The organism is Bacteroidota bacterium (assembly GCA_030017895.1).
Taxonomy (GTDB): Bacteria; Bacteroidota; Ignavibacteria; order UBA10030; family BY39; genus JASEGV01.
Genome location: JASEGV010000029.1, coordinates 16511 through 36180 on the forward strand (window position 1 = coordinate 16511; position 19670 = coordinate 36180).

At 38.8% G+C, this 19670-nt stretch carries 20 protein-coding genes; 17 read left to right on the top strand and 3 right to left on the bottom strand.

The features are described from left to right. The first annotated feature begins 22 nt into the window (after nucleotides 1–22). Genes QME58_07215 through QME58_07240 form a run of 6 tightly spaced genes read left to right on the top strand, consistent with a single transcriptional unit; the run spans nucleotide 23 to nucleotide 5007 of the window. Nucleotides 23–676 (top strand): N-glycosylase/DNA lyase, encoded by a 654-nt coding sequence (locus tag QME58_07215; protein ID MDI6803621.1) that lies wholly within the window; start codon nucleotides 23–25, stop codon nucleotides 674–676. Further along, on the top strand, nucleotides 673–1824 hold the full coding sequence (locus tag QME58_07220; protein MDI6803622.1) for a saccharopine dehydrogenase C-terminal domain-containing protein: 1152 nt from the start codon (nucleotides 673–675) through the stop codon (nucleotides 1822–1824). The genes QME58_07215 and QME58_07220 overlap by 4 nt, the downstream gene beginning before the upstream one ends. Next, the gene (locus QME58_07225; GenBank protein MDI6803623.1) at nucleotides 1824–1979 is read left to right on the top strand and encodes a hypothetical protein; all 156 of its coding nucleotides are present in this window, start codon (nucleotides 1824–1826) and stop codon (nucleotides 1977–1979) included. Before QME58_07220 ends, QME58_07225 begins: the two co-directional genes overlap by 1 nt. Nucleotides 1980–1987: 8 nt before the next feature. Then, nucleotides 1988–3589, top strand: a complete 1602-nt coding sequence (locus QME58_07230) for an N-acetylmuramoyl-L-alanine amidase (GenBank protein ID MDI6803624.1) — start codon at nucleotides 1988–1990, stop codon at nucleotides 3587–3589. Nucleotides 3590–3591: 2 nt separating this feature from the next. Next, a complete protein-coding gene (locus QME58_07235; GenBank protein MDI6803625.1) occupies nucleotides 3592–4470 on the top strand; it encodes a cobalamin-binding protein in 879 nt (292 codons plus the stop codon). Between the two features lie 42 nt (nucleotides 4471–4512). Beyond that, nucleotides 4513–5007: a ferritin gene (locus tag QME58_07240; protein MDI6803626.1), complete on the top strand. Its 495-nt coding sequence runs from the start codon at nucleotides 4513–4515 to the stop codon at nucleotides 5005–5007. Between the two features lie 350 nt (nucleotides 5008–5357). Here the strand turns inward: QME58_07240 and QME58_07245 are convergent, their stop codons facing one another. The 3 genes from QME58_07245 to QME58_07255 all read right to left on the bottom strand — a co-directional run bounded on the left by QME58_07245 (nucleotide 5358) and on the right by QME58_07255 (nucleotide 6166). After that, nucleotides 5358–5657, bottom strand: a complete 300-nt coding sequence (locus tag QME58_07245) for a hypothetical protein (GenBank protein ID MDI6803627.1) — start codon at nucleotides 5655–5657, stop codon at nucleotides 5358–5360. Nucleotides 5658–5808: 151 nt separating this feature from the next. Continuing rightward, nucleotides 5809–5952 (bottom strand): hypothetical protein, encoded by a 144-nt coding sequence (locus QME58_07250; protein ID MDI6803628.1) that lies wholly within the window; start codon nucleotides 5950–5952, stop codon nucleotides 5809–5811. Nucleotides 5953–5992: 40 nt separating this feature from the next. Beyond that, nucleotides 5993–6166 carry a hypothetical protein gene (locus QME58_07255; GenBank protein ID MDI6803629.1) on the bottom strand — a complete coding sequence of 58 codons (174 nt, stop codon included), beginning with the start codon at nucleotides 6164–6166 and terminating at the stop codon, nucleotides 5993–5995. A 145-nt stretch (nucleotides 6167–6311) separates the two neighbouring features. On the opposite strand from QME58_07255, the gene hydA reads away from it, so the two are divergent. From hydA to QME58_07310, 11 genes are all read left to right on the top strand, one after another. Continuing rightward, nucleotides 6312–7694, top strand: coding sequence for a dihydropyrimidinase (hydA, locus tag QME58_07260; GenBank protein MDI6803630.1), 1383 nt, complete (start codon nucleotides 6312–6314; stop codon nucleotides 7692–7694). Nucleotides 7695–7818: 124 nt separating this feature from the next. Then, complete coding sequence (locus QME58_07265; protein ID MDI6803631.1) at nucleotides 7819–9006, top strand: CoA transferase; 1188 nt, start codon at nucleotides 7819–7821, stop codon at nucleotides 9004–9006. An 88-nt stretch (nucleotides 9007–9094) separates the two neighbouring features. Next, on the top strand, nucleotides 9095–9925 hold the full coding sequence (locus tag QME58_07270; GenBank protein ID MDI6803632.1) for a xanthine dehydrogenase family protein subunit M: 831 nt from the start codon (nucleotides 9095–9097) through the stop codon (nucleotides 9923–9925). A gap of 4 nt (nucleotides 9926–9929) precedes the next feature. Then, the gene (locus tag QME58_07275; protein ID MDI6803633.1) at nucleotides 9930–10400 is read left to right on the top strand and encodes a (2Fe-2S)-binding protein; all 471 of its coding nucleotides are present in this window, start codon (nucleotides 9930–9932) and stop codon (nucleotides 10398–10400) included. Continuing rightward, nucleotides 10397–12766 carry a xanthine dehydrogenase family protein molybdopterin-binding subunit gene (locus tag QME58_07280; protein ID MDI6803634.1) on the top strand — a complete coding sequence of 790 codons (2370 nt, stop codon included), beginning with the start codon at nucleotides 10397–10399 and terminating at the stop codon, nucleotides 12764–12766. Before QME58_07275 ends, QME58_07280 begins: the two co-directional genes overlap by 4 nt. Further along, the gene (locus QME58_07285; protein ID MDI6803635.1) at nucleotides 12756–13637 is read left to right on the top strand and encodes a DUF2877 domain-containing protein; all 882 of its coding nucleotides are present in this window, start codon (nucleotides 12756–12758) and stop codon (nucleotides 13635–13637) included. Before QME58_07280 ends, QME58_07285 begins: the two co-directional genes overlap by 11 nt. Beyond that, the gene (fdrA, locus tag QME58_07290; GenBank protein MDI6803636.1) at nucleotides 13627–15192 is read left to right on the top strand and encodes an acyl-CoA synthetase FdrA; all 1566 of its coding nucleotides are present in this window, start codon (nucleotides 13627–13629) and stop codon (nucleotides 15190–15192) included. The genes QME58_07285 and fdrA overlap by 11 nt, the downstream gene beginning before the upstream one ends. Before the next feature lie 5 nt (nucleotides 15193–15197). Then, a complete protein-coding gene (locus QME58_07295) occupies nucleotides 15198–16598 on the top strand; it encodes a DUF1116 domain-containing protein (protein MDI6803637.1) in 1401 nt (466 codons plus the stop codon). Between the two features lie 29 nt (nucleotides 16599–16627). Next, nucleotides 16628–17407 (top strand): cyclase family protein, encoded by a 780-nt coding sequence (locus QME58_07300; protein ID MDI6803638.1) that lies wholly within the window; start codon nucleotides 16628–16630, stop codon nucleotides 17405–17407. A gap of 5 nt (nucleotides 17408–17412) precedes the next feature. After that, nucleotides 17413–18777 carry an amidase gene (locus QME58_07305; GenBank protein ID MDI6803639.1) on the top strand — a complete coding sequence of 455 codons (1365 nt, stop codon included), beginning with the start codon at nucleotides 17413–17415 and terminating at the stop codon, nucleotides 18775–18777. A gap of 84 nt (nucleotides 18778–18861) precedes the next feature. Then, entirely contained in the window at nucleotides 18862–19497 is a 636-nt protein-coding gene (locus QME58_07310; protein MDI6803640.1) for a deoxynucleoside kinase, read from the top strand. The last annotated feature ends 173 nt before the right edge of the window (nucleotides 19498–19670 follow it).

Here is a 19670-nt window from a genome sequence, read left to right on the forward strand (position 1 = left end):
GCTTTAACATCTTGTTGCAAATTTGTATCTAAAATCTATAAATAAAAATCTTGATCCTTTATCAATCGCCGACTTGAAGCGGAAGTATTCAGAGTTGAAATTCAAAATTCAACTGCGTTTGGATGATTTTCTCAAAATAAAACAATCGGATTACTTTTACGAGTTAGTTTATTGTTTGCTTACACCACAGTCGAGTGCGCGGAATGCTGATAAAGCTGTAAAACTTTTACAATCAAATAAATTTCATAAACAAGCAATCAATCCTCAGCCAATTTTATCTCACAAAAAATCTTACATCCGTTTCCATAATAATAAATCGAAATATCTGCTTGAGGTTAAAAACCAATTCCCTTTAATCGAACAACAATTGCAGAATGGTAGATCATCTATCGAACTGCGCGACTGGTTGGTTAAGAGTGTAAAAGGATTTGGTTACAAAGAGGCATCTCACTTTTTACGTAACATCGGGCATCGTAATCTTGCAATACTCGACCGTCATATCTTAAAAAATTTAGTGAGGGTTGGAGTTCTTAATGAATTACCAAAATCGTTATCGAAAAATAATTATTTAGAAATAGAAAAAATATTTAAAATATTTTCAAAAAAAATTAACATACCTTTGGATGAATTAGATTTACTTTTCTGGAGTATGGAAACAGGAGAAATACTAAAATGAAGGCAGTTGTAATAGGTGCTGGAATGATGGGAAGCGCCCTGGCTTACGACCTTGCACAAGCAATCGACATCGAAGAAATATTGTTGGCAGATATAAATTTTGAACGTGCGTCGAATGCTGCTAAAAATATTAATAATAAAGTTAAGCCGGAAAAAATCGATGCAAATTCTTATGAAGATATTGTTGAATTGATGACCGGTGCTGATGCAGTAATCAGCGCAACGTCGTACTCGCTGAATTATATTTTGACAACGGCAGCAATTGAAGCAGGAGTTCACTTCCTTGACCTCGGCGGTAATAACGATGTTGTAAAAAAACAGCTTCTACTTAACAGGCAGGCACGCGAGGCTCAGGTTTGTGTGCTGCCGAATTGTGGCTTGGCTCCCGGACTTGTAAATATTTTAGCAATAGCTGGGGCGAAAAAGTTCGATACTGTTGACGAAATCAATCTGCGTGTTGGCGGTTTACCGCAGCATCCGCAGCCGCCTTTGAATTATCAGCTCGTTTTTTCTGCAGAAGGACTGCTAAATGAGTACACCGAACCGGCTGAAGTTGTACGAAATGGCAACATCATATCTGTGAATTCTTTGGACGACGTGGAGGAAATAATTTTTCCACAACCTTTTGGAGCACTGGAAGCTTTTAATACTTCGGGCGGAATATCTACCTTGTGTAATTACTTTCGTGGAAAAGTCCGCGAACTCGATTATAAAACAATCCGGTATAAAGGACATTGCAATAAGTTTAAATTATTAATCGATTTAGGATTTGCCAGTTCCGAAGCGTTGATGATCGGAAATACAGTTAAAACAGCCCGCGAGTTGTTCATCGAAATGCTAACCAATAAATTGGATTACAAAGATGAAGATTGTATCTTGTTGCGTGCAACTATTCAAGGGCATATTAACGGGGAAAAAAAATCGCTCGTGTATGAGATGATAGATTACTTTGATAAGCCGACCCGTATATCGGCAATGATGCGGACGACTTCGTTCCCAACCTCAATCATCGCGCTGATGCTGATGCGTGGTGAAATAAAAGCTCACGGTGTGATGCCCCCCGAAGAATGTGTCCCCGCAGATAAACTTTTAGAAGAATTAAAAATGCGAAACATTAATATATCACAAACGTTTGTTGAAGGTGAATAATGAAGAAACCTTTATCTGTAATTATTATAACAAAAAATCAGAAATCTGAAAAGGAAATTCACAACCGTTACGATTCGGTAACTTCATTTCCGCGACTTGAAATTATTAAAATATTGTTCAAATCGTTATTTACGGTAGGCAAAAAAGAAAAATAGCTTTGCGAATGTCCTGTAAAAATATAATATATATATTGGCGTTACTTATTTTTCTGAGCTTAAAAGCATTCGGACAGTACACAACTCCGATAGAATTTTCTCAATCGCCATCCTTAAATACGGTAGTCGGAAGTTTCGTTCGAAACGATCTCCTCTACGTGTCATTAAACGATTTGGCGTATGTTTTAAATTTAAAAACATACGTTAACAACGAAGCAAAGAAAATCGAAATTAAAACCAAATCGTACAAAATAATATTGAGTGCCGAAAATTCTTACGTTGTAATAACCGATACAAACGAGAAAGTCAGCGTTCTTCAACTCCAACAAAGAATATATTTTGCAGCCAATGCTTTTTTTATTCCTATCAAAAGCTTCTTCCAGATATTTAATAAATTTTTGGATGAAGAAGTTATATTCGATTCAAAAAGAAAGATAATTGTAGTCGGTAAACCAATCATAACGCCGAAACATGATATTGTAAATATATCATACGAACAAAAAGTTAACGGGACATTAATTCGTTTACATTCGAAGCTAAATTTAACTGATTACGATAGCTGGATAAAGTACGAACAAAACGATACAGAAAAAAAACGCGGCTGGTTATACATTACTGTTGCCAATGCGAAAGTAAATCTTGATGCTCTGAAAAAAGTTAAACCATCGGGCATTATTAAAGAACTGCTGATGTTTCCTTCGCCGACATCAGTTCAATTTACATTTAAGTTAAACGGTGCAGTATCAAATACGGAAATTCTTAAAGCCGACGAAAATAACGATTTACTGATTACAATCTATACACCTACCGAGCAACAGTTAGCCGAAAAAAAAGAAAGGCATTACGAAAAAAGTTTACAGAAACAGCGCGACCGTTGGAAGTTAGATGTTGTTGTAATTGATCCGGGACACGGAGGTAAAGACCCGGGCGCAATCGGTGTTACCAGAACTAAAGAAAAAGATATTACATTGGCAGTTGCTTTAAAATTAGGAAAGCTTTTGGAAAAAAATATACCCGATGTGAAAGTAGTTTATACAAGAAAATCGGATGAATTTGTAGAGCTTTTCAAAAGAGGACAAATTGCCAATCAGGCGAACGGGAAGCTCTTTATTAGTTTGCATTGCAACGCGGCGGCGCGCAAGCTGCATACTGTAAAAGGTTTTGAAGTATATTTATTGCGTAAGGGAAAAACAGAGCACGCACTTAAAATTGCTGAACGGGAAAATGCGGTTATTCAATACGAAGAAGGTTACGAAAACCGGTATCAGGAATTAACAGAAGAAAATTTTATTCTGTTGACGATGGCTCAAAGCGCCTACTTAAAATACAGCGAGCGATTTGCCGAAATTTCTACGCAACAAGTAGAGCGATATACTAATTTAGAAATTCAAGGTGTGAAGCAGGCAGGTTTTTTTGTTCTCGTTGGCGCATCTATGCCGAATGTGCTGGTCGAAATGGGTTATCTCTCGAATCGGAGCGATGAAAAATTTTTGAAGTCATCCGTTGGACAAAACAAAATTGCAGAATCTCTGTTTCATGCAATTCAAATTTACAAGACGGAATACGAACAATCGTTGGACGAAGGTAAAACTATGGGGGCGAAGGAGTGAGAGTGCAAATTTATTTTTTCTTACTCTTATTCACACTAATCGGGTGCAGATCAGACCGATCAAAGTATGTTGAAGCGTTTCTCAAAGTAAAGGATGATTTAGGACGTGAAGTAATTATTAAAGAGAAGCCAAGCCGAATTATTTCACTGGCACCTAACATTACAGAAATTTTGTTTGCACTCGATAGCGGAAAAACTTTAGCAGCGGTTACCGATTATTGTGATTATCCACAGGCAGCGAGTACGAAACCGAGTGTCGGCGGAATGATAGCTCCAAATTTTGAAAAAATCTCGGAAATAAAACCCGACTTGATTTTAATGACAGTTGAGGGAAATAACCAAACTGATTTTAACAAACTTTTAAATCTAAATTATACAGTTTATGTTTTAAAACCCAAAAATATAGAAGGAATTTTTAAATCGATTTTAGATTTAGGTAGAATTATTTCTGCTGAAGGTTCTGCCAATCAATTAATTATTGAGATGAGAAGAAAGCAGGGCATAATCATGAATGAAAGGCGCACGCAAACACTGCCAAAAGTGTTTATCGTAATTTCGCTTCAGCCCTTGATAAGTGCCGGTAAAGAAACATTCATAAATGAACTTGTAACTTCTGCAGGCGGCATCAATATAGCAGCCGAATCGCTGCTGCAATATCCGATTATCAACAGAGAGGAAGTCCTGAAACAAAATCCCGATGTAATCATCGTGATGAGCGATGGTGCAAAAAGTATAGAAGATGTTGTAAATCGATTTCCTGAATGGAAGAAAACAGAGGCATTTAAGAAACACAAAATAAAAATAGTAGATGCAGATATACTGTCCCGACCCGGACCCAGAATTATAGATGGGTTAAAGTTTATTGCATCAGTAATTTTTTAAAAGTATATTAACATACAATAAAAACAATAAAGGAGAAAAACGATGTTAAGCAAAACTTTACAAAACACGATTAATAATCAAATACAAGCCGAAATGTTCTCATCATATCTTTACCTGTCGATGTCGGCATATTGTGAAATGAACAATTTTTTAGGTGCCGCTAAATGGTTTAAAATGCAATCCGAAGAGGAGTGGGGTCACGCGATGAAGTTCTATGGCTTCATAATAGAACGTGGCGGCAAGATTACACTAAAAGCAATTGACGAACCGCAGCTCGACTTTAAGTCGCTGTTAGGCGCATTCGAAGAAACGTTAACACACGAGAAGAAAGTTACTGCCCTGATCAATAAACTTTATGAACAATCCTTAAAGGAATCCGATTATGCTACACAAATATTTTTACAGTGGTTCATAACCGAGCAAGTAGAAGAAGAGGCAAATGCTATCGCGATCATTGAGCGTATTAAAATGGTGGGTGAAAAAGCAAGCTCATTATTATGGATAGATAAAGAATTAGGCAAGCGTGCAAAAGAATAAATACTGTGAAGGTATTACTGATCTTACAGGAACTGACCAAAAAGTAATATTTCTTAGTGCTTCTCAGTGAACTTCATGGTCTTAGTGGTAAAAATATTAGTTTTATTAAAGAGAATAAAACATTCACCACAAAAGACACAAAGGGCACAAAGGTTCACAAAGACTTTCAAGACAACCCCTCGATCAGTGATTCATTTTCAAATAGTTCAGTTAATCTAAATAGTTACCCCTTAAAAAGTCGTTCTTAGAGCTAAACTTGACTTTGATGATCCAAAAAGCACCCGCAAGACGTAAAGGCGATGATTATTTTTCAAATGACTAATTCGTTGTCGCTTTTTTCTTGGGAGTGATTACTTCCGTTTCTCCAATTGCTTTACGTGGTTCGTTTTCATAAAAGCGTTTGTATTGTTCAAGCGCTGGTTGCAACGTATGACCGTCATAATCGTTTTTCTCTCTAATTCTCGCACTAATCGCCCAGCAATGGTCTTGATTTTTCGTTCCGCTTTCTGTCCGTGTTTTTGCTGCTTTATCGTGCGACTATACAATTTATTATCTGTCGGAAAGGTAATGTTCTTTTCTTGTACTGCCGTATCAACGCATACCTCTTTTTCCTTTCCATCTTTACCATTTAAACGTACACTCTTTTTCAATATCAACTCCATACCTGTTGTCCCTATGCGATTGCGAAAGTGCACTAACTCACTCGGATCACAAGGCTTGACTGTTACGAAACTTGTCATACCACAAAAATATTGATAGTATGAATAATCCAATCACTAATCGAATTGGTTTAGCAGGGCGTCACTGATCTGGCCTGTAGTGTTTAGAGAACTCGGCTTCAAATATTTGCCAGTCGATTTTATCCGCTAAAACGTATAGACAGAAAGTTATTTGTGTAGAATCGGCTTCTTTAGGTATCATATTTTCTGCAAGTTTTTTTGACATTTGTTTAGTTTTCTCGGTAAATTAAAACGTTTTGGCGTTTTTAAGGGGTAACTATTGCAAGCCATTCGGTTTCGCTCATTTCTGTCTCTTCCGGTAAAAGAATAAGTACCCGCACTTTTGTCGGAAAAGCTATCGCTACTGCTTCGTCTAAGTGAACATTGTTTGGCGAATCAATTGTTCCTGTAGTTTCAATGATTTTTGTTGAGATTTCCATCTCTTTTTGCTCCATTAAGTTTAATATTGTATTCTATTTCAATTTACCAATTCATTTTGTGAATTTCAAGAAAATTTGATGGGGTTTATTCCTTTTTAGTGTTTTTGTTTAAATCTCTCAATTTGTCTATATTTACCACATCTTTATGTCTATCTTAATTAAAAACGGTCGTGTTGTTACTGCTTCGGAAAATTTTCTTGCCGATGTATTTATCGAGGACGAGAAGATTACGAAAATCGGTACTAATCTAAATCTCTCAGCTGCCACAGTAATTAACGCAACGAATAAGTATGTAATCCCTGGTGGTATAGATGTTCACACACACATCGATATGCCGTATGGCGATATAAAATCGACAGACGATTTTGAAACTGGAACCATTGCCGCTGTCTTTGGCGGAACAACGACGATCATAGATTTCGCAGTTCAATCTAAAGGACAATCGCTTTTAGAAGCATTAAATATCTGGAAACAAAAAGCAAGCGGTAAAGCTCTTATCGATTATGGCTTTCACATCATCATAACAGATGTGAACGAAAAAATTCTCGCTGAACTTGATGAAGTTGTTACCGAAGGTGTTACAAGTTTTAAATTGTTCACAGCGTATCCCGGCAGATTGATGCTGAATGATTCAGAAATATTCAGAGTAATGCAGCGAGCGAAGAACAACGGTGCTTTGATAATGATGCACGCAGAGAGTGGTTACGTAATAGACAGTTTAATTCAACAAGCCCTCGCTCAAGGAAACACTGATCCGATTTATCACGCTCTTACTCGTCCCCCTGCGCTTGAAGGCGAAGCTACAAACCGAACCATCGCACTTGCAAAAGTTGCCGATGTGCCGGTCTATATTGTGCACGTAACGTGTAGCGAAGCTATTGATGCTATCAAGAAGGCACGAGCGCAAGGACAAAAAGTATTCGGTGAAACTTGTCCGCATTACTTATTGCTTAGCGAGGATGATTTAAGAAAACCTAACTTTGAAGGTGCGAAATATGTTCTTTCGCCGCCGTTGCGCGAACACAAACATCAGCGGATACTTTGGGATTCGCTTAGTGATAATATTTTACAAACAATTGCAACTGACCACTGCCCCTTTAACTTCAAGAAACACAAAGAGTTAGGGCGGAATGATTTTACAAAAATACCAAACGGTGCACCCGGAATCGAGAACCGACTACAACTAATGTTTGAATACGGTGTTAAACAAAACAGAATCTCTATAAACAGATGGGTGGAATTAGTATCAACAAATCCTGCAAAAATATTCGGAATGTATCCGCAGAAGGGAGCGATTGCTGTCGGCAGCGATGCCGATATTGTAATCTGGAATCCTAACACTGAACACACAATCTCAGCACAAACTCATCACATGCGTGTCGATTACAATATGTTTGAAGGTTTCAGAGTTAAAGGCAACACCGAAACAGTTATCTCAAGAGGTGAAGTGATAATCGAAAAAGAAAAATTTCTCGGTAAGCCGGGCCGAGGAAGGTTTATTAAACGCAATCCGTTTGGTAGCTTATAGCATGTGGAATTACTTATTTGAAATCCAACTCATCCCCCCACCAGGATTTGATAGGGGATGAGTTCGAAATATGAAAAGATCAAAATAAATCCAAAATCTAAAATCTAAAATCTAAAATCCCAATATGTCTCTACCATTATCCAAAATCCGTGTTCTTGATTTTACAAGAATCTTATCCGGTCCTTATTGCACAATGAAGTTAGGCGATATGGGGGCTGAAATTATTAAAATAGAAGCGCGCGGTTCGGGCGACGATACCCGCTACTGGGCTCCGCCTTATGTCGGCGATGAGAGCGTTTACTTTTTGAGTGTCAACAGAAACAAACAAAGTATTACACTCGACCTGAAATCTAAGGAAGGCAAAGAAATCGTTAAGAAGCTTATTCGGAAGAGCGATATAGTTGTAGAGAATTTCCGGGCCGGTGTAATGGAGAAATTGGGATTCGATTTTAAGTCGGTTAAAAAGCTAAACCCTAAAATTATTTACTGCTCAATTTCCGGTTACGGACAAACAAGCGAGCAAAGCAATCAACCGAGTTTCGATTTGGTTGTTCAGGGAGAATCCGGTTTTATGGATATAACAGGATTTCCGGACGGCAGTCCGACAAAAGCAGGAGTTTCACTTGCTGACATTGCAGCAGGACATGCAGCGTTTGAAGGAATACTACTCGCATTGTACCAAAGGCAAAACACCGGGAAAGGGCAATGCATTGATATTAGTTTGTTGGACAGTTTGATCTCAATGTTTACGTTTCAATCACAGATTGCGTTATCAACAGAGATAACACCTAAACGAAAAGGAAATTTGCATCCGACAATAACTCCTTACGAAACATTCGAGACGAAGGACGGTTACATAAACATAGCAGCGGGTAACGAAGGGCTTTGGAAAAATTTCTGCAAAGCGATAAACCGGACTGACTTGTTAACTGTCGAAAAATTTATTGTTAACCCAAAGAGGGTTGAAAATCGAGTAGAGTTACAGAAGGAATTGATACCAATTCTAAAGCAGAAAACAAGCGATGAATGGTTCAAAATTTTTGCTGAATATGATGTGCCCGTTGGAAAAATTAACACGGTGAAGGAAGCTCTAAACTTACCAACTGTAATCGGCAGGGAAATGGTAATAGAGTTAAATCACTCAACAGTTGGTAAGATGAAGACGGTAGGAAACCCCATAAAGCTTAGCAGCGTAAAGAGTTATAATTATAAACCTGCCCCCACATTAGGTGAACATAGTGATAAAATATTAAAACAAATTGGTTATTCAAAAAAAGAAATCGAAAAATTAAAATCACAGAAAGTTGTTTAGGGAACAAAATCAGATATTATCTTCAGTTGTTTTAGATACCGAAGTTTTGTAATTTTACACACATTTTTAATAAAAACAAGGTTCAAAATTGCTATATAGTTTTTCATATTATAAACCGAAATCCGAAATTGAAATTATTGAGACTTTAAAATCTTTTGGAGACGATGCCAAAATATTAGCCGGCGGAACTGATTTGTTAGTTTATATGAAGCAACAAATTGCAGATCCGAAAGTATTGGTCGACATTAAAGGTGTACCTGATTTTTCTAAAATTGAGATCGACAGTTCAGGCAATCTCATTATCGGGGCTGCTGTAACTTGCAACGACGTAGTAGAGAATCAATACATCCGAAATCATTATCCGATATTAGCGACTGCTGCAAAAACAATCGGGTCGTATCAAATTCGCAATCGCGCAACAGTTGTCGGAAATATTTGTAATGCCTCGCCCGCGGCTGATATGGCGGGTGCACTTCTCGTCTTGGATTCATCAGTTATTATTGCAACCGAAAAAGGAAACCGCGAAATCCCCATCAAACAATTTTTTGTTGGTGTTAAAAAAACATCGCTGCAACAAAATGAATTCGTGAAAGCAATCAGAGTGCGTGCTGAATACAAAGATGCCGAAGCAGGTTACTTAAAAGCAAGCCGCATCAAAGGGCACGACCTTGGTACTTGCAACGTAGCCCTTAGTCGCGGCAAAAATGGAACAGTCAAAATTGCAATTGGCTCGTGCAACATTACACCGGTTTTGCTCCCCGATTTCGACAGCACAAATATTGATTTGGCAAACATATTAACGACAGCGATGAAAAATATAAAGCCGATCGATGATTTAAGAGGTTCAAAAGAATATCGAAAACATCTCGTCCAAGTTTTTATCAAACGATTATTAAACGGAAAGGGACATAGCCATTAAGACGATAGCAGTAACAATCAATGATAGAAAATACAGTAAAAGTGTTTCAGAAAATAGAACATTATTAGAATTTCTTCGCGAGGATTTATATTTATTAGGTGTAAAAGAAGGATGCGGAGAAGGCGAGTGCGGCGCTTGCACAGTTCTAATGAATGGAAAAACGGTAAACTCCTGCTTGGTTTTAGCAGTTGAAGCCGACAGAACAGTGATTCGCACAATCGAGGGAGAATCGAAGGACGGGAAATTAAATCCACTCCAGGAATCTTTTAAAAAACATCACGCTACGCAATGCGGATTTTGCACTCCGGGTGTTATAATGTCTGCAACATCACTTTTAGAACGGAATCAAAACCCGGCTGAAGCGGAAATCAAAGAAGCGATTGAAGGAAACTTTTGCAGATGCACCGGTTACCGGCAAATTATTGATGCTATAGCTGAAGCCGCAACGCTTCTTGAGAGCGAGGTAAAAAAATGAGTTCGAAAAAAGAATTTAAATATATCGGGAAAGGTGTTCCCCGGATTGATGCGGATGAAAAAGTAACCGGACAAGCACGCTATGTTTCTGATATTTCGATGCCCGGGATGCTTCATGCAAAAATGTTAACATCATCAGTGGCTCACGCAAAAATAAAAAAGATTGATACATCGAAAGCGAAAGCGTTGGATGGCGTGGTTGCAGTTCTTACTGGTGAAGAGTTAGATTATAATGTGGGATTGTATCTTGTAGATAAACGGATTCTTGCCCGCGACAAAGTCCGTTATCAAGGCGAACCGGTTGCTGCGGTTGCAGCCGAAACTTTAGAAATAGCAGAAAAAGCCATCAAGTTAATCGAGGTGGAATATGAACTATTCAAACCACTCCTCGATGTTGAAGAATCGTTTAATGAAAAAGAAAATTTAATTCATCCTGATTTAGGAAATTACAGCCATTTAAAAGCAGCCTTCTTTCCGCAACCCGGAACTAACATCTGCCACGTTTCAAAAATCCGTAAGGGTGATATTGAAAAAGGTTTTGCAGAAGCTGATGTTGTAGTAGAGCGTGAATACAATAATCCTTCGGTTCAACATGTTCCCATGGAAACTCACGGCGCAATTGTTCAGTGGGGTGTTAGCGATAAAGTAATGATTTATACAAGTGCACAATCGCCGTTCACCGTCCGAAATCTTTTTTGCTATACTTTTAAACTGCCGCATCAAAAAGTTCGCGTAGTAGTTCCGTACGTAGGCGGCGGCTTTGGCGGCAAAGCAGGAATACATTTCGAGCCGTTAGTCGGATGTCTTTCGCGTGCAGCGGGGGGCAGACCTGTAAAGTTGATTGCCACAAGAGAAGAAGAATACAATACACTTCCGTGTCGCTGCGGACTTAAATTTAAAATCAAAACAGGTTTGAAGAAAGACGGAAAAATTACAGCACAGAAATTAGTCCTGCTTTGGAGCGCCGGCGCTTATGCCGATTACGCTGTGAATGTTACGCGGGCTTCGGGATATTCTGCCGGCGGTCCCTACTATTACGAAAATCTTTACACTGATTCATACACAGTTTATACAAATCAGGTTTTCGGAACTGCCTATCGTGGTTTCGGGCACGTCGAATTATTTTGGGGTTTAGAACGCCACATGGATTTCTGTGCCGGTAAACTTGGCATCGACCCGTACGAGTTCAAAAAAATAAATTTACTCCGCCCTGATAACACAACTGCTACCGGAGAAATTGTAACCGATTCATCGGGCAGTGTACGCAAATGTTTGGATGCTGTTGTTAAAGAGATTGGTTGGAACGGTATTAAAACGAAACAGGAAAGAGACCAAGAAATTAAAACCGGAAAAGTTCGCGGAAAAGGATTTGCAGTTTTACACAAAGCCCCCGCGATGCCTTCAAATACATCAAGTTCATGTATAATTAAGATGAACGAGAATGGTTCGGTAATTTTAAATGTGTCCGCAACTGATTACGGCAATGGAACTTACACGCCATTAACTCAAATTATAGCAGAGGAAATGGATATTCCTTTATCGAAAATACATGTAGCATTTGAAACCGATACCGACCGGGACCCATACGATTGGCAGACAGTCGCTTCTCGCTTTATGCCGATGGGAGGCAGAGCTGTTATTAATGCTTGTAATGAATTGAAGAAAAAGATGTCTGAAGTTGCAGCAAAAGTTTTTGAGTGTTCGCAGGATGATTTTATTTTTGGAGATGAAAAAATAATTCTTAAAAATAATACAGATAAATTTATTCAATACGAAAAATTAGCAACCGGCTATGTCTTCCCGAATGGTAACGCAATTGGCGGTCCGCTGATTGGAGTTGGAGTTTACATCGCTGAAGGTTTGACGAATCTTGATAAAGAAACTGGACAGGGTTTGCCGGCTTTCAATTGGACTTTCGGCGCTCACGGTGTTGAAGTGGAAGTCGATGTTGAGACGGGCGAATTCACTGTTTTGAAAATTGCTTCTGCACTGGATGTCGGAAAGGTGATGAACGAAGCTTCGTTGAAAGGACAACTTATCGGCGGTGTTGTTCAAGGTTTAGGTACTGCAATTTGCGAGAGATACGTTTACAGCAACGACGGACGCTTATTAAACAAATCTTTTACTGACAATAAAATACCCACAGCGAAAGATATTCCAAATGTCTTTGTTCCGATTTTTATTGAAACTCCACACGATAAAGGAGCTTACGGTTCACGGGGAGCCGCAGAACATCCGATGATCTCTGTCGCGCCGGCTATCGGTAACGCTTTGAATGACGCTTTAGGAATTGAACTCACTGAAATGCCGATTCGCTCCGAAGATGTTTGGTTGGCATTAAATAAAGAGAAGGCTCTTGTTGGTTAATAATCAAATAGAAATAACTTCATATTTAAATTCAATTCTTTCGAAAACCAATAATAGATTCTTTAACATACATTCTGTTTTTAATAAAACTGTAAATTTTTATGACGGAGAAATTTTATTAACTTTTACTTCGCCCGGTGTGCAGCTTTCACCAACGAATATCGTTATCAACGAGAGTTGGTTGTTTAATTCGGTTCATAATTTGTCACAAAATTCCGTCTGTGAATTAAATTATCCGTTATTGAGTTTCAATTCCGCCTACGACCGATTTAGTGTGTCGCTTGAAACGTGCTATGTTGTGAAGACTGAAATCGAAACACACCATAAACTTTCGGAAAAAGATATTGAACTATTCAAGTCGAACGTTTTCAAAGTAATCGATAATCGTAACAGCATACTGAATATTTTTAATAATCATCCAACAGAAGATCCTTTGATGGAGAGGTTTAGAATTATCACACTCTCAATTCAGAAAAGCATAACTGCAAACGACTCAACTAATTTACGGAAGGAAGTGACGAAACTTCTCGGGCTCGGAACAGGATTGACTCCTGCAGGCGATGATTTCTTGTATGGACTTTTAGCGGTCTGGAAAACTTTGGGCGGGAGAGAAAATTTTGTAGTAGAATTAGAAACATTAATAATTGAAAATAAAAATGAAATAGGAATAATCAGTTACAATATGTTAAATGCACTTATTAAAAATCATATCTACCTTCCGCTTAAATATTTGTTTCGACAAATCAACAGCGGGAAGGAATATACGAGGGAACTATCAGAGATTGCAACGTTCGGTTCATCTTCAGGGGCAGATATGATTGCAGGTCTATTGTTCGGATTAGAAAATCAGGGATATAAAATTGAAGCATAAAATTATAATCAAAAAAAATTCTTACTACGATTCAATCAGCTTGATGCAATTGTCTGATAAAGCAAAGTTGTTGCCAAACGTTCTTGATGCTGTGATATCAATGGGCACCGAGACGAATAAAAATTTTTTGAAAGAAATAAATTTGTTCGACCAGCAGTTGGACGCAGCGGGACCGAACGATTTAGTAATAGCAATTCGGATTCAAGACGAACAAGCACTTGAGAGTGTCTCGGAGTTAATCGAAAAATTATTAAATTCAAAAGAATCTTCTGAACAAAAATCAACTGATGATAAACCGGTTTCGTTTGATTACACACTGCGAAAAAATCCGGATGCGAATATAGTGCTGGTATCAATTCCGGGTGAATATGCTTATTACGAGTCGAAAAAGGGGCTTATTGCTGATAAACACGTGATGATTTTCAGCGATAATGTTAGTATCGAACAGGAAATTCAACTAAAAGAGATGGCAGTTTCAAAAGGTTTGCTGCTGATGGGACCTGATTGCGGAACAGCGATAATAAATGGAGTACCGCTGGCTTTTGCAAACGTTGTTCCAGAAGGTCCGATTGGAATCGTCGGAGCTTCCGGAACTGGCAGTCAACAAGTTAGCAGTTTAATCGCAAGGATGGGTTCGGGAATTACACAACTTATCGGAACTGGCGGTAGAGATTTATCGGAAGCTGGCGGCGGAAAAATGATGCTGCTTGGAATGAAAGCGTTGAATGAAGATCCAAAAACAAAAGTAATAGTGTTGCTATCGAAACCGCCCGCAGAAGTTGTGATGGAAAAAGTTTTAACGTCAGCATCTAAATGCACCAAGCCGGTTGTTGTTTGTTTTTTAAGTGGAAGAAAAGATGTAATTGAAAAATATAAATTAATCGCTGCCGATAATCTTGAAGAGGCAGCAACAAAAGCTGTTCAGCTTGCAACAGATAAAACCATCAACGTATCGATTCCTGAAGACGAATTATCTGCCACAGGCGGATTAGCCGAAATTGAAACAGCGAAAATGAATTCAAACCAAAAATACATACGTGGTTTGTATGCCGGCGGAACGCTTTGCGATGAATCCATAATTTATCTTCGTAAAATATTCGGAACGATTTATTCCAACACAACAATCGACACTGAGAGAAAACTTGCAGACAGCCGGATTTCGGTGATGGATACAATTATCGACCTCGGTGATGACGAATTTACAAAAGGCAAAGCTCATCCGATGATTGACCCGTCGTACAGAAAATTGCGTTTGCTAAACGAAGCAAAAGATTTTGAAGTTGCTGTTATTTTGCTGGATATAGTTTTAGGATACGGTTCTCACGAAGACCCAGCCGGTGCGATGCTTGAAAGTATAAAACAAGCAAAAGCAGAATTTGAAAATCGAGGCGGTTACCTTTCGGTGGTTGCTTCAGTTTGCGGAACTGAAGAAGACCCGCAAGTATTATCCGCACAAGAAGCAAAACTTAAACAAGTTGGTGTAATCTGTATGCCGAGTAATTTTCAGGCAGTTAAGTTAGCGGCAAAGATCAAGGAAATAGTTTTAAAAAAATAAAAATAATGTTACAAAAAATTAAAGAATTATTCTCAAATAATATATCTGTAATAAATCTGGGAATCGAGTCATTCTCTACCGATTTACAATCGCAGAATGTAAAATCGATACACGTTCGATGGAAACCGCCGGCATCAGGAAATCAGGAGCTGATAAATCTATTATCGGCACTTTATACTGATGAAGTAGAATCTGCAAACCTTAAAGTTCTTGAAATTATAGCAAACGGTCATCCGAAACTTATTGGGTTAGGAATTGCTAAAGAAGTGATTCCAAATTTTACTGAGAAAACAATTTTGCATGCCGGCCCACCGGTAACTTGGAAAAATATGTGCGGACCTATGCGCGGCGCCGTGATTGGGGGTTTGATATACGAAGGTTTAGCCAAAGAGGTTAATGATGCAGAAAAGATTGCATCGACTGAAATTACATTTTCACCCTGCCATCATTTCCGTACAGTCGGGCCGATGGCAGGAATTGTTACCGCCTCAATGCCGGTTTGGATTGTAAAGAACGATGCTTATGGAAATTTTGCTTATGCAACGATGAACGAAGGACTTGGAAAAGTTCTGAGATTCGGGGCTTACGGTGCAGAAGTTATCCAACGACTCAACTGGATGCGAGATGAATTGTATCCAATTTTAAAACAGTCATTAGACATAAAGGGTGAAATAGATTTGCGAATATTAATTTCACAAGCCCTTCAGATGGGAGATGAATGTCATAACCGGAACAAAGCATTCACATCACTTTTCCTTCGCGAAATCGCTCCAGCAATTGCACGGACTGATTTTTCAAACGAACAAAAGGCAAAAGTTCTTGAATTCATACATACGAACGACCATTTCGGCTTAAATCTATCCATGCCCGCGAGCAAATCTATTATGGAAGCGGCTGAGGGGATCGAAAATTCTACTATTGTTACAACGATGGCACGCAATGGAACTGAATTCGGAATTCGTGTTGCCGGATCAAAAGGCAAATGGTTTACTGCTAAATCGCCAAAAGTGCGAGGATTATATTTCCCCGGTTACACAGAAAACGATGCTGCGCTTGACCTTGGCGATTCGGTGATTACCGAGACGACAGGAATCGGCGGGTTTGCTATGGCTTGTGCACCAGCGATTGTTGGTTTCGTCGGTGGCAAAGCTTCGGATGCTCTTGATTATTCAGAACAAATGTATCAAATAACATTATCGGAGAGTAAACATTTTCAAATTCCTGCTTTGAATTTTCGAGGAACAGCTACGGGCATCGACATACGCAAGGTAATCGAAACCGGAATCTTACCGATAATTAACACAGGCATTGCTCACAAAAACGCGGGTGTCGGGCAAGTCGGTGCCGGACTTGTTAATCCTCCAATGGAGTGTTTCGAAAAAGCATTACAAAATTTTAAAAAATAAAAAACCTAAAACGAACTAAAGGAAACAAAATGAAAATAATTGATTTAACACAACGACTATCAATATTAACACCGGCTTGGCCCACTTATGAGCCATTGAAAGTTCATTTCTTTAAACGACTTTCATCTAACGGTGCGAACGGACAAATCATCAGCACAAGTAATCACATCGGAACGCACATGGATGGCGAAATCCATTTTCACACTGCCGGCAGAACTATCGGTAATCAGCCGATTGAGGACTTTGTCGGTGCCGGGGTAGTCGTTGACATTTCCGACATAATGGGAGATTACGATATTTACACATCGAAGATGCTGATGGAGCGGGCTGATATTCGCAAAGGCGATATCTTGATCATAAATACAGGCTACCATAAATATTCGTGGGACCAGCCAGAAGCAAACGAGATACGATATTTCTGTAAACATCCTGGTCCTGCAAGCGAGTTTGTTGAGTGGTGCGAAAAAATGCAATTCAAATGGATTGGTGTTGACTGCGGAAGCGCCGACCATCCGATGAATACGATTATCAGAAAATGGTCGGAAGATTTATACGGATTAGCTACTGAAGCTTCGGAACACATGAAGAAAAAATATGGTAAAACCCTTGAAGAACTTTTTCCGAAAAAAGATTATCAGCAGATGCACTTTAAACTTTTTCCTAAAAAAATAATTCATGCCGAAAATGTTGGAGGCGATATTAATAAATTATCCAATCAAAGAACTCACATCGGTGCGTTTCCGTGGCGGGCAATTGAACTCGAATCCTGCATCTGCCGGATCGTGGCTTTCCCGGATATAAAAGAATAAAATCATTGGTCGAAAATATTTCTACAAAAAGTTTTGTTGCCGAACCTGAAACTAATTCTCTGAAACGAATTACCGGAAAGATTCGTAACGGTGAGCTATCTTTAAAATCATACATCGCACAGATTCGAAAAAGATTTGAACTTGTTGAACCGCACATCAAAGCTTTTCTTGATGAGCCAAATCGTTTCGAAAGATTGCACCGAGAAGCCAAACAACTTGAAGCGCAATATGATAAGAAGAATAAACTTCCACTACTGTATGGGATTCCCGTCGGTATAAAAGATTTATTTAATGTGGATGGATTCGAGACTAAAGCCGGAAGTAATTTACCGTCAGATATTTTTAAAGCGCCCGAAGGACAAGCTGTAAAAGCGATCAAGTCCGCCGGTGCTTTAATTTTAGGAAAAACTGTAACAACTGAGTTTGCATATTTTACACCGGGGCCAACTTGCAATCCGCATAACCTCAATCATACACCGGGTGGTTCATCGAGCGGCTCTGCTGCTGCTGTTGCATCAGGACTAACGCCGTTTGCGTTGGGAACACAAACAATCGGTTCGATAATCCGGCCGGCAGCTTTTTGCGGAATTGTCGGCTTCAAGCCAAGCCAAAACCGCATTGCTACAAACGGAATTGTGCCGTTTTCACCAAATATTGACCAAATTGGCTTCTTTACTTCTGATGTTGAAAGTGCTGAACTTGCCGCTTCGGTGCTGTGCGAAAAATGGAGCGCACTACAAGAAACGAATGAAGTTAATCCTGCTTTTTCAAAAAAACGTTCAGCAGGTACGTTGTGTGTTCCCGAAGGAGTGTATCTTCAAAAATCTCAACCGGAAGCATTGGCACATTTTGAAAAAGCTGTAGAAAGATTGAAAAATATCGGATTCGAAATTATTCGAATAGATATGATGAAAAATTTTGAAGCAATAGTGCATAACCATAACACATTGATAGCAGCAGAAGCGGCAATTGTTCATAAAAATTGGTTTGAAAAATATTCGCATCTGTATAATCCGAAAACTATCGAGTTGATATTAAAAGGACGAAGTGTAAATGAAAACGAGATAGGAGATTGTAAAAACAGTCGCACACTTTTTCGTTCAGAGCTAATTGAGATGATGGTGCGGCACCAGCTTACTGCTTTCATTACACCTTCGACGGTTGGTCATGCACCGCACGGATTGGATTCCACAGGTGATCCGATTATGAATTTGCCGTGGACGTTTTCAGGATTGCCTGCGATAAATTTACCAGTTGGTAAGTTTGCAAACGGACTTCCATTCGGCTTGCAGGTAGTAGGAAATTATTGGAAAGATGAAGAGTTGTTGAAAATTGCATCTGTAATTGAAAGCAGTTTGCGAGATTCATAGATCTCTGCTTTATTTTGCAATTCATAAATAAAACAATTATCTTGAACACGAAATAATTGAATTACTAACCAAATTTTTCCCCTTATGAAAACAAAAATCTTTGCAGCGGTAGCTGGTAATATTGGATCGGGCAAATCGTCATTAACACGACTTCTTGCAAAAGAATATGGCTGGGATGCTTATTATGAATCGGTTGATGATAATCCGTATTTGAGCGATTTCTACGGTGATATGGGACGTTGGTCGTTTAATCTGCAAGTTTATTTTTTATCCAAACGTTTCCGCGACCATAAATCCATCGTTGAAGGTGATAGGTCTGTAATACAGGACAGATCGATTTACGAGGACGCTGAGATATTTGCAAAGAATCTCAACAAGATAGGAAAAATTGATGACCGCGACTATAAAAATTACGTCGAGCTTTACAAAGTAATGATGGAATACCTTCAGCCACCCGGATTGTTAATCTACCTTGAAGCGAAGATTGATACACTTATAAAGCAAATCGCAAAACGAGGGCGGGAATATGAACAAAGTATCCCCCGTGCTTATTTAGAACAATTAGATGAGAACTACAAAGAATGGATCGGTAACTACAAACTGGGTCCTTTGCTTGTAATTCCCTCCGATGAAGTCGATTTTGTGCACGAGAAAGGTGATTTCAACCGTGTGCTGATGTTGATACAGGCAAAGTTAATGGAGATTGGATATACCGGTTAGTTATGGTTGATTTGTTAAGGAATCTTTGTAGGTGACTATCATAAAATCAATATCGGAATTACAGAAAAGAAGAAAACAAATTGGAAAAATCTGCCGTGAGCAAAGCGAACCGATTTATTTAAGGGCAGTTCCAAAAATTCAAATATAAGTTTAGTGTTATAGATTTTATCGTC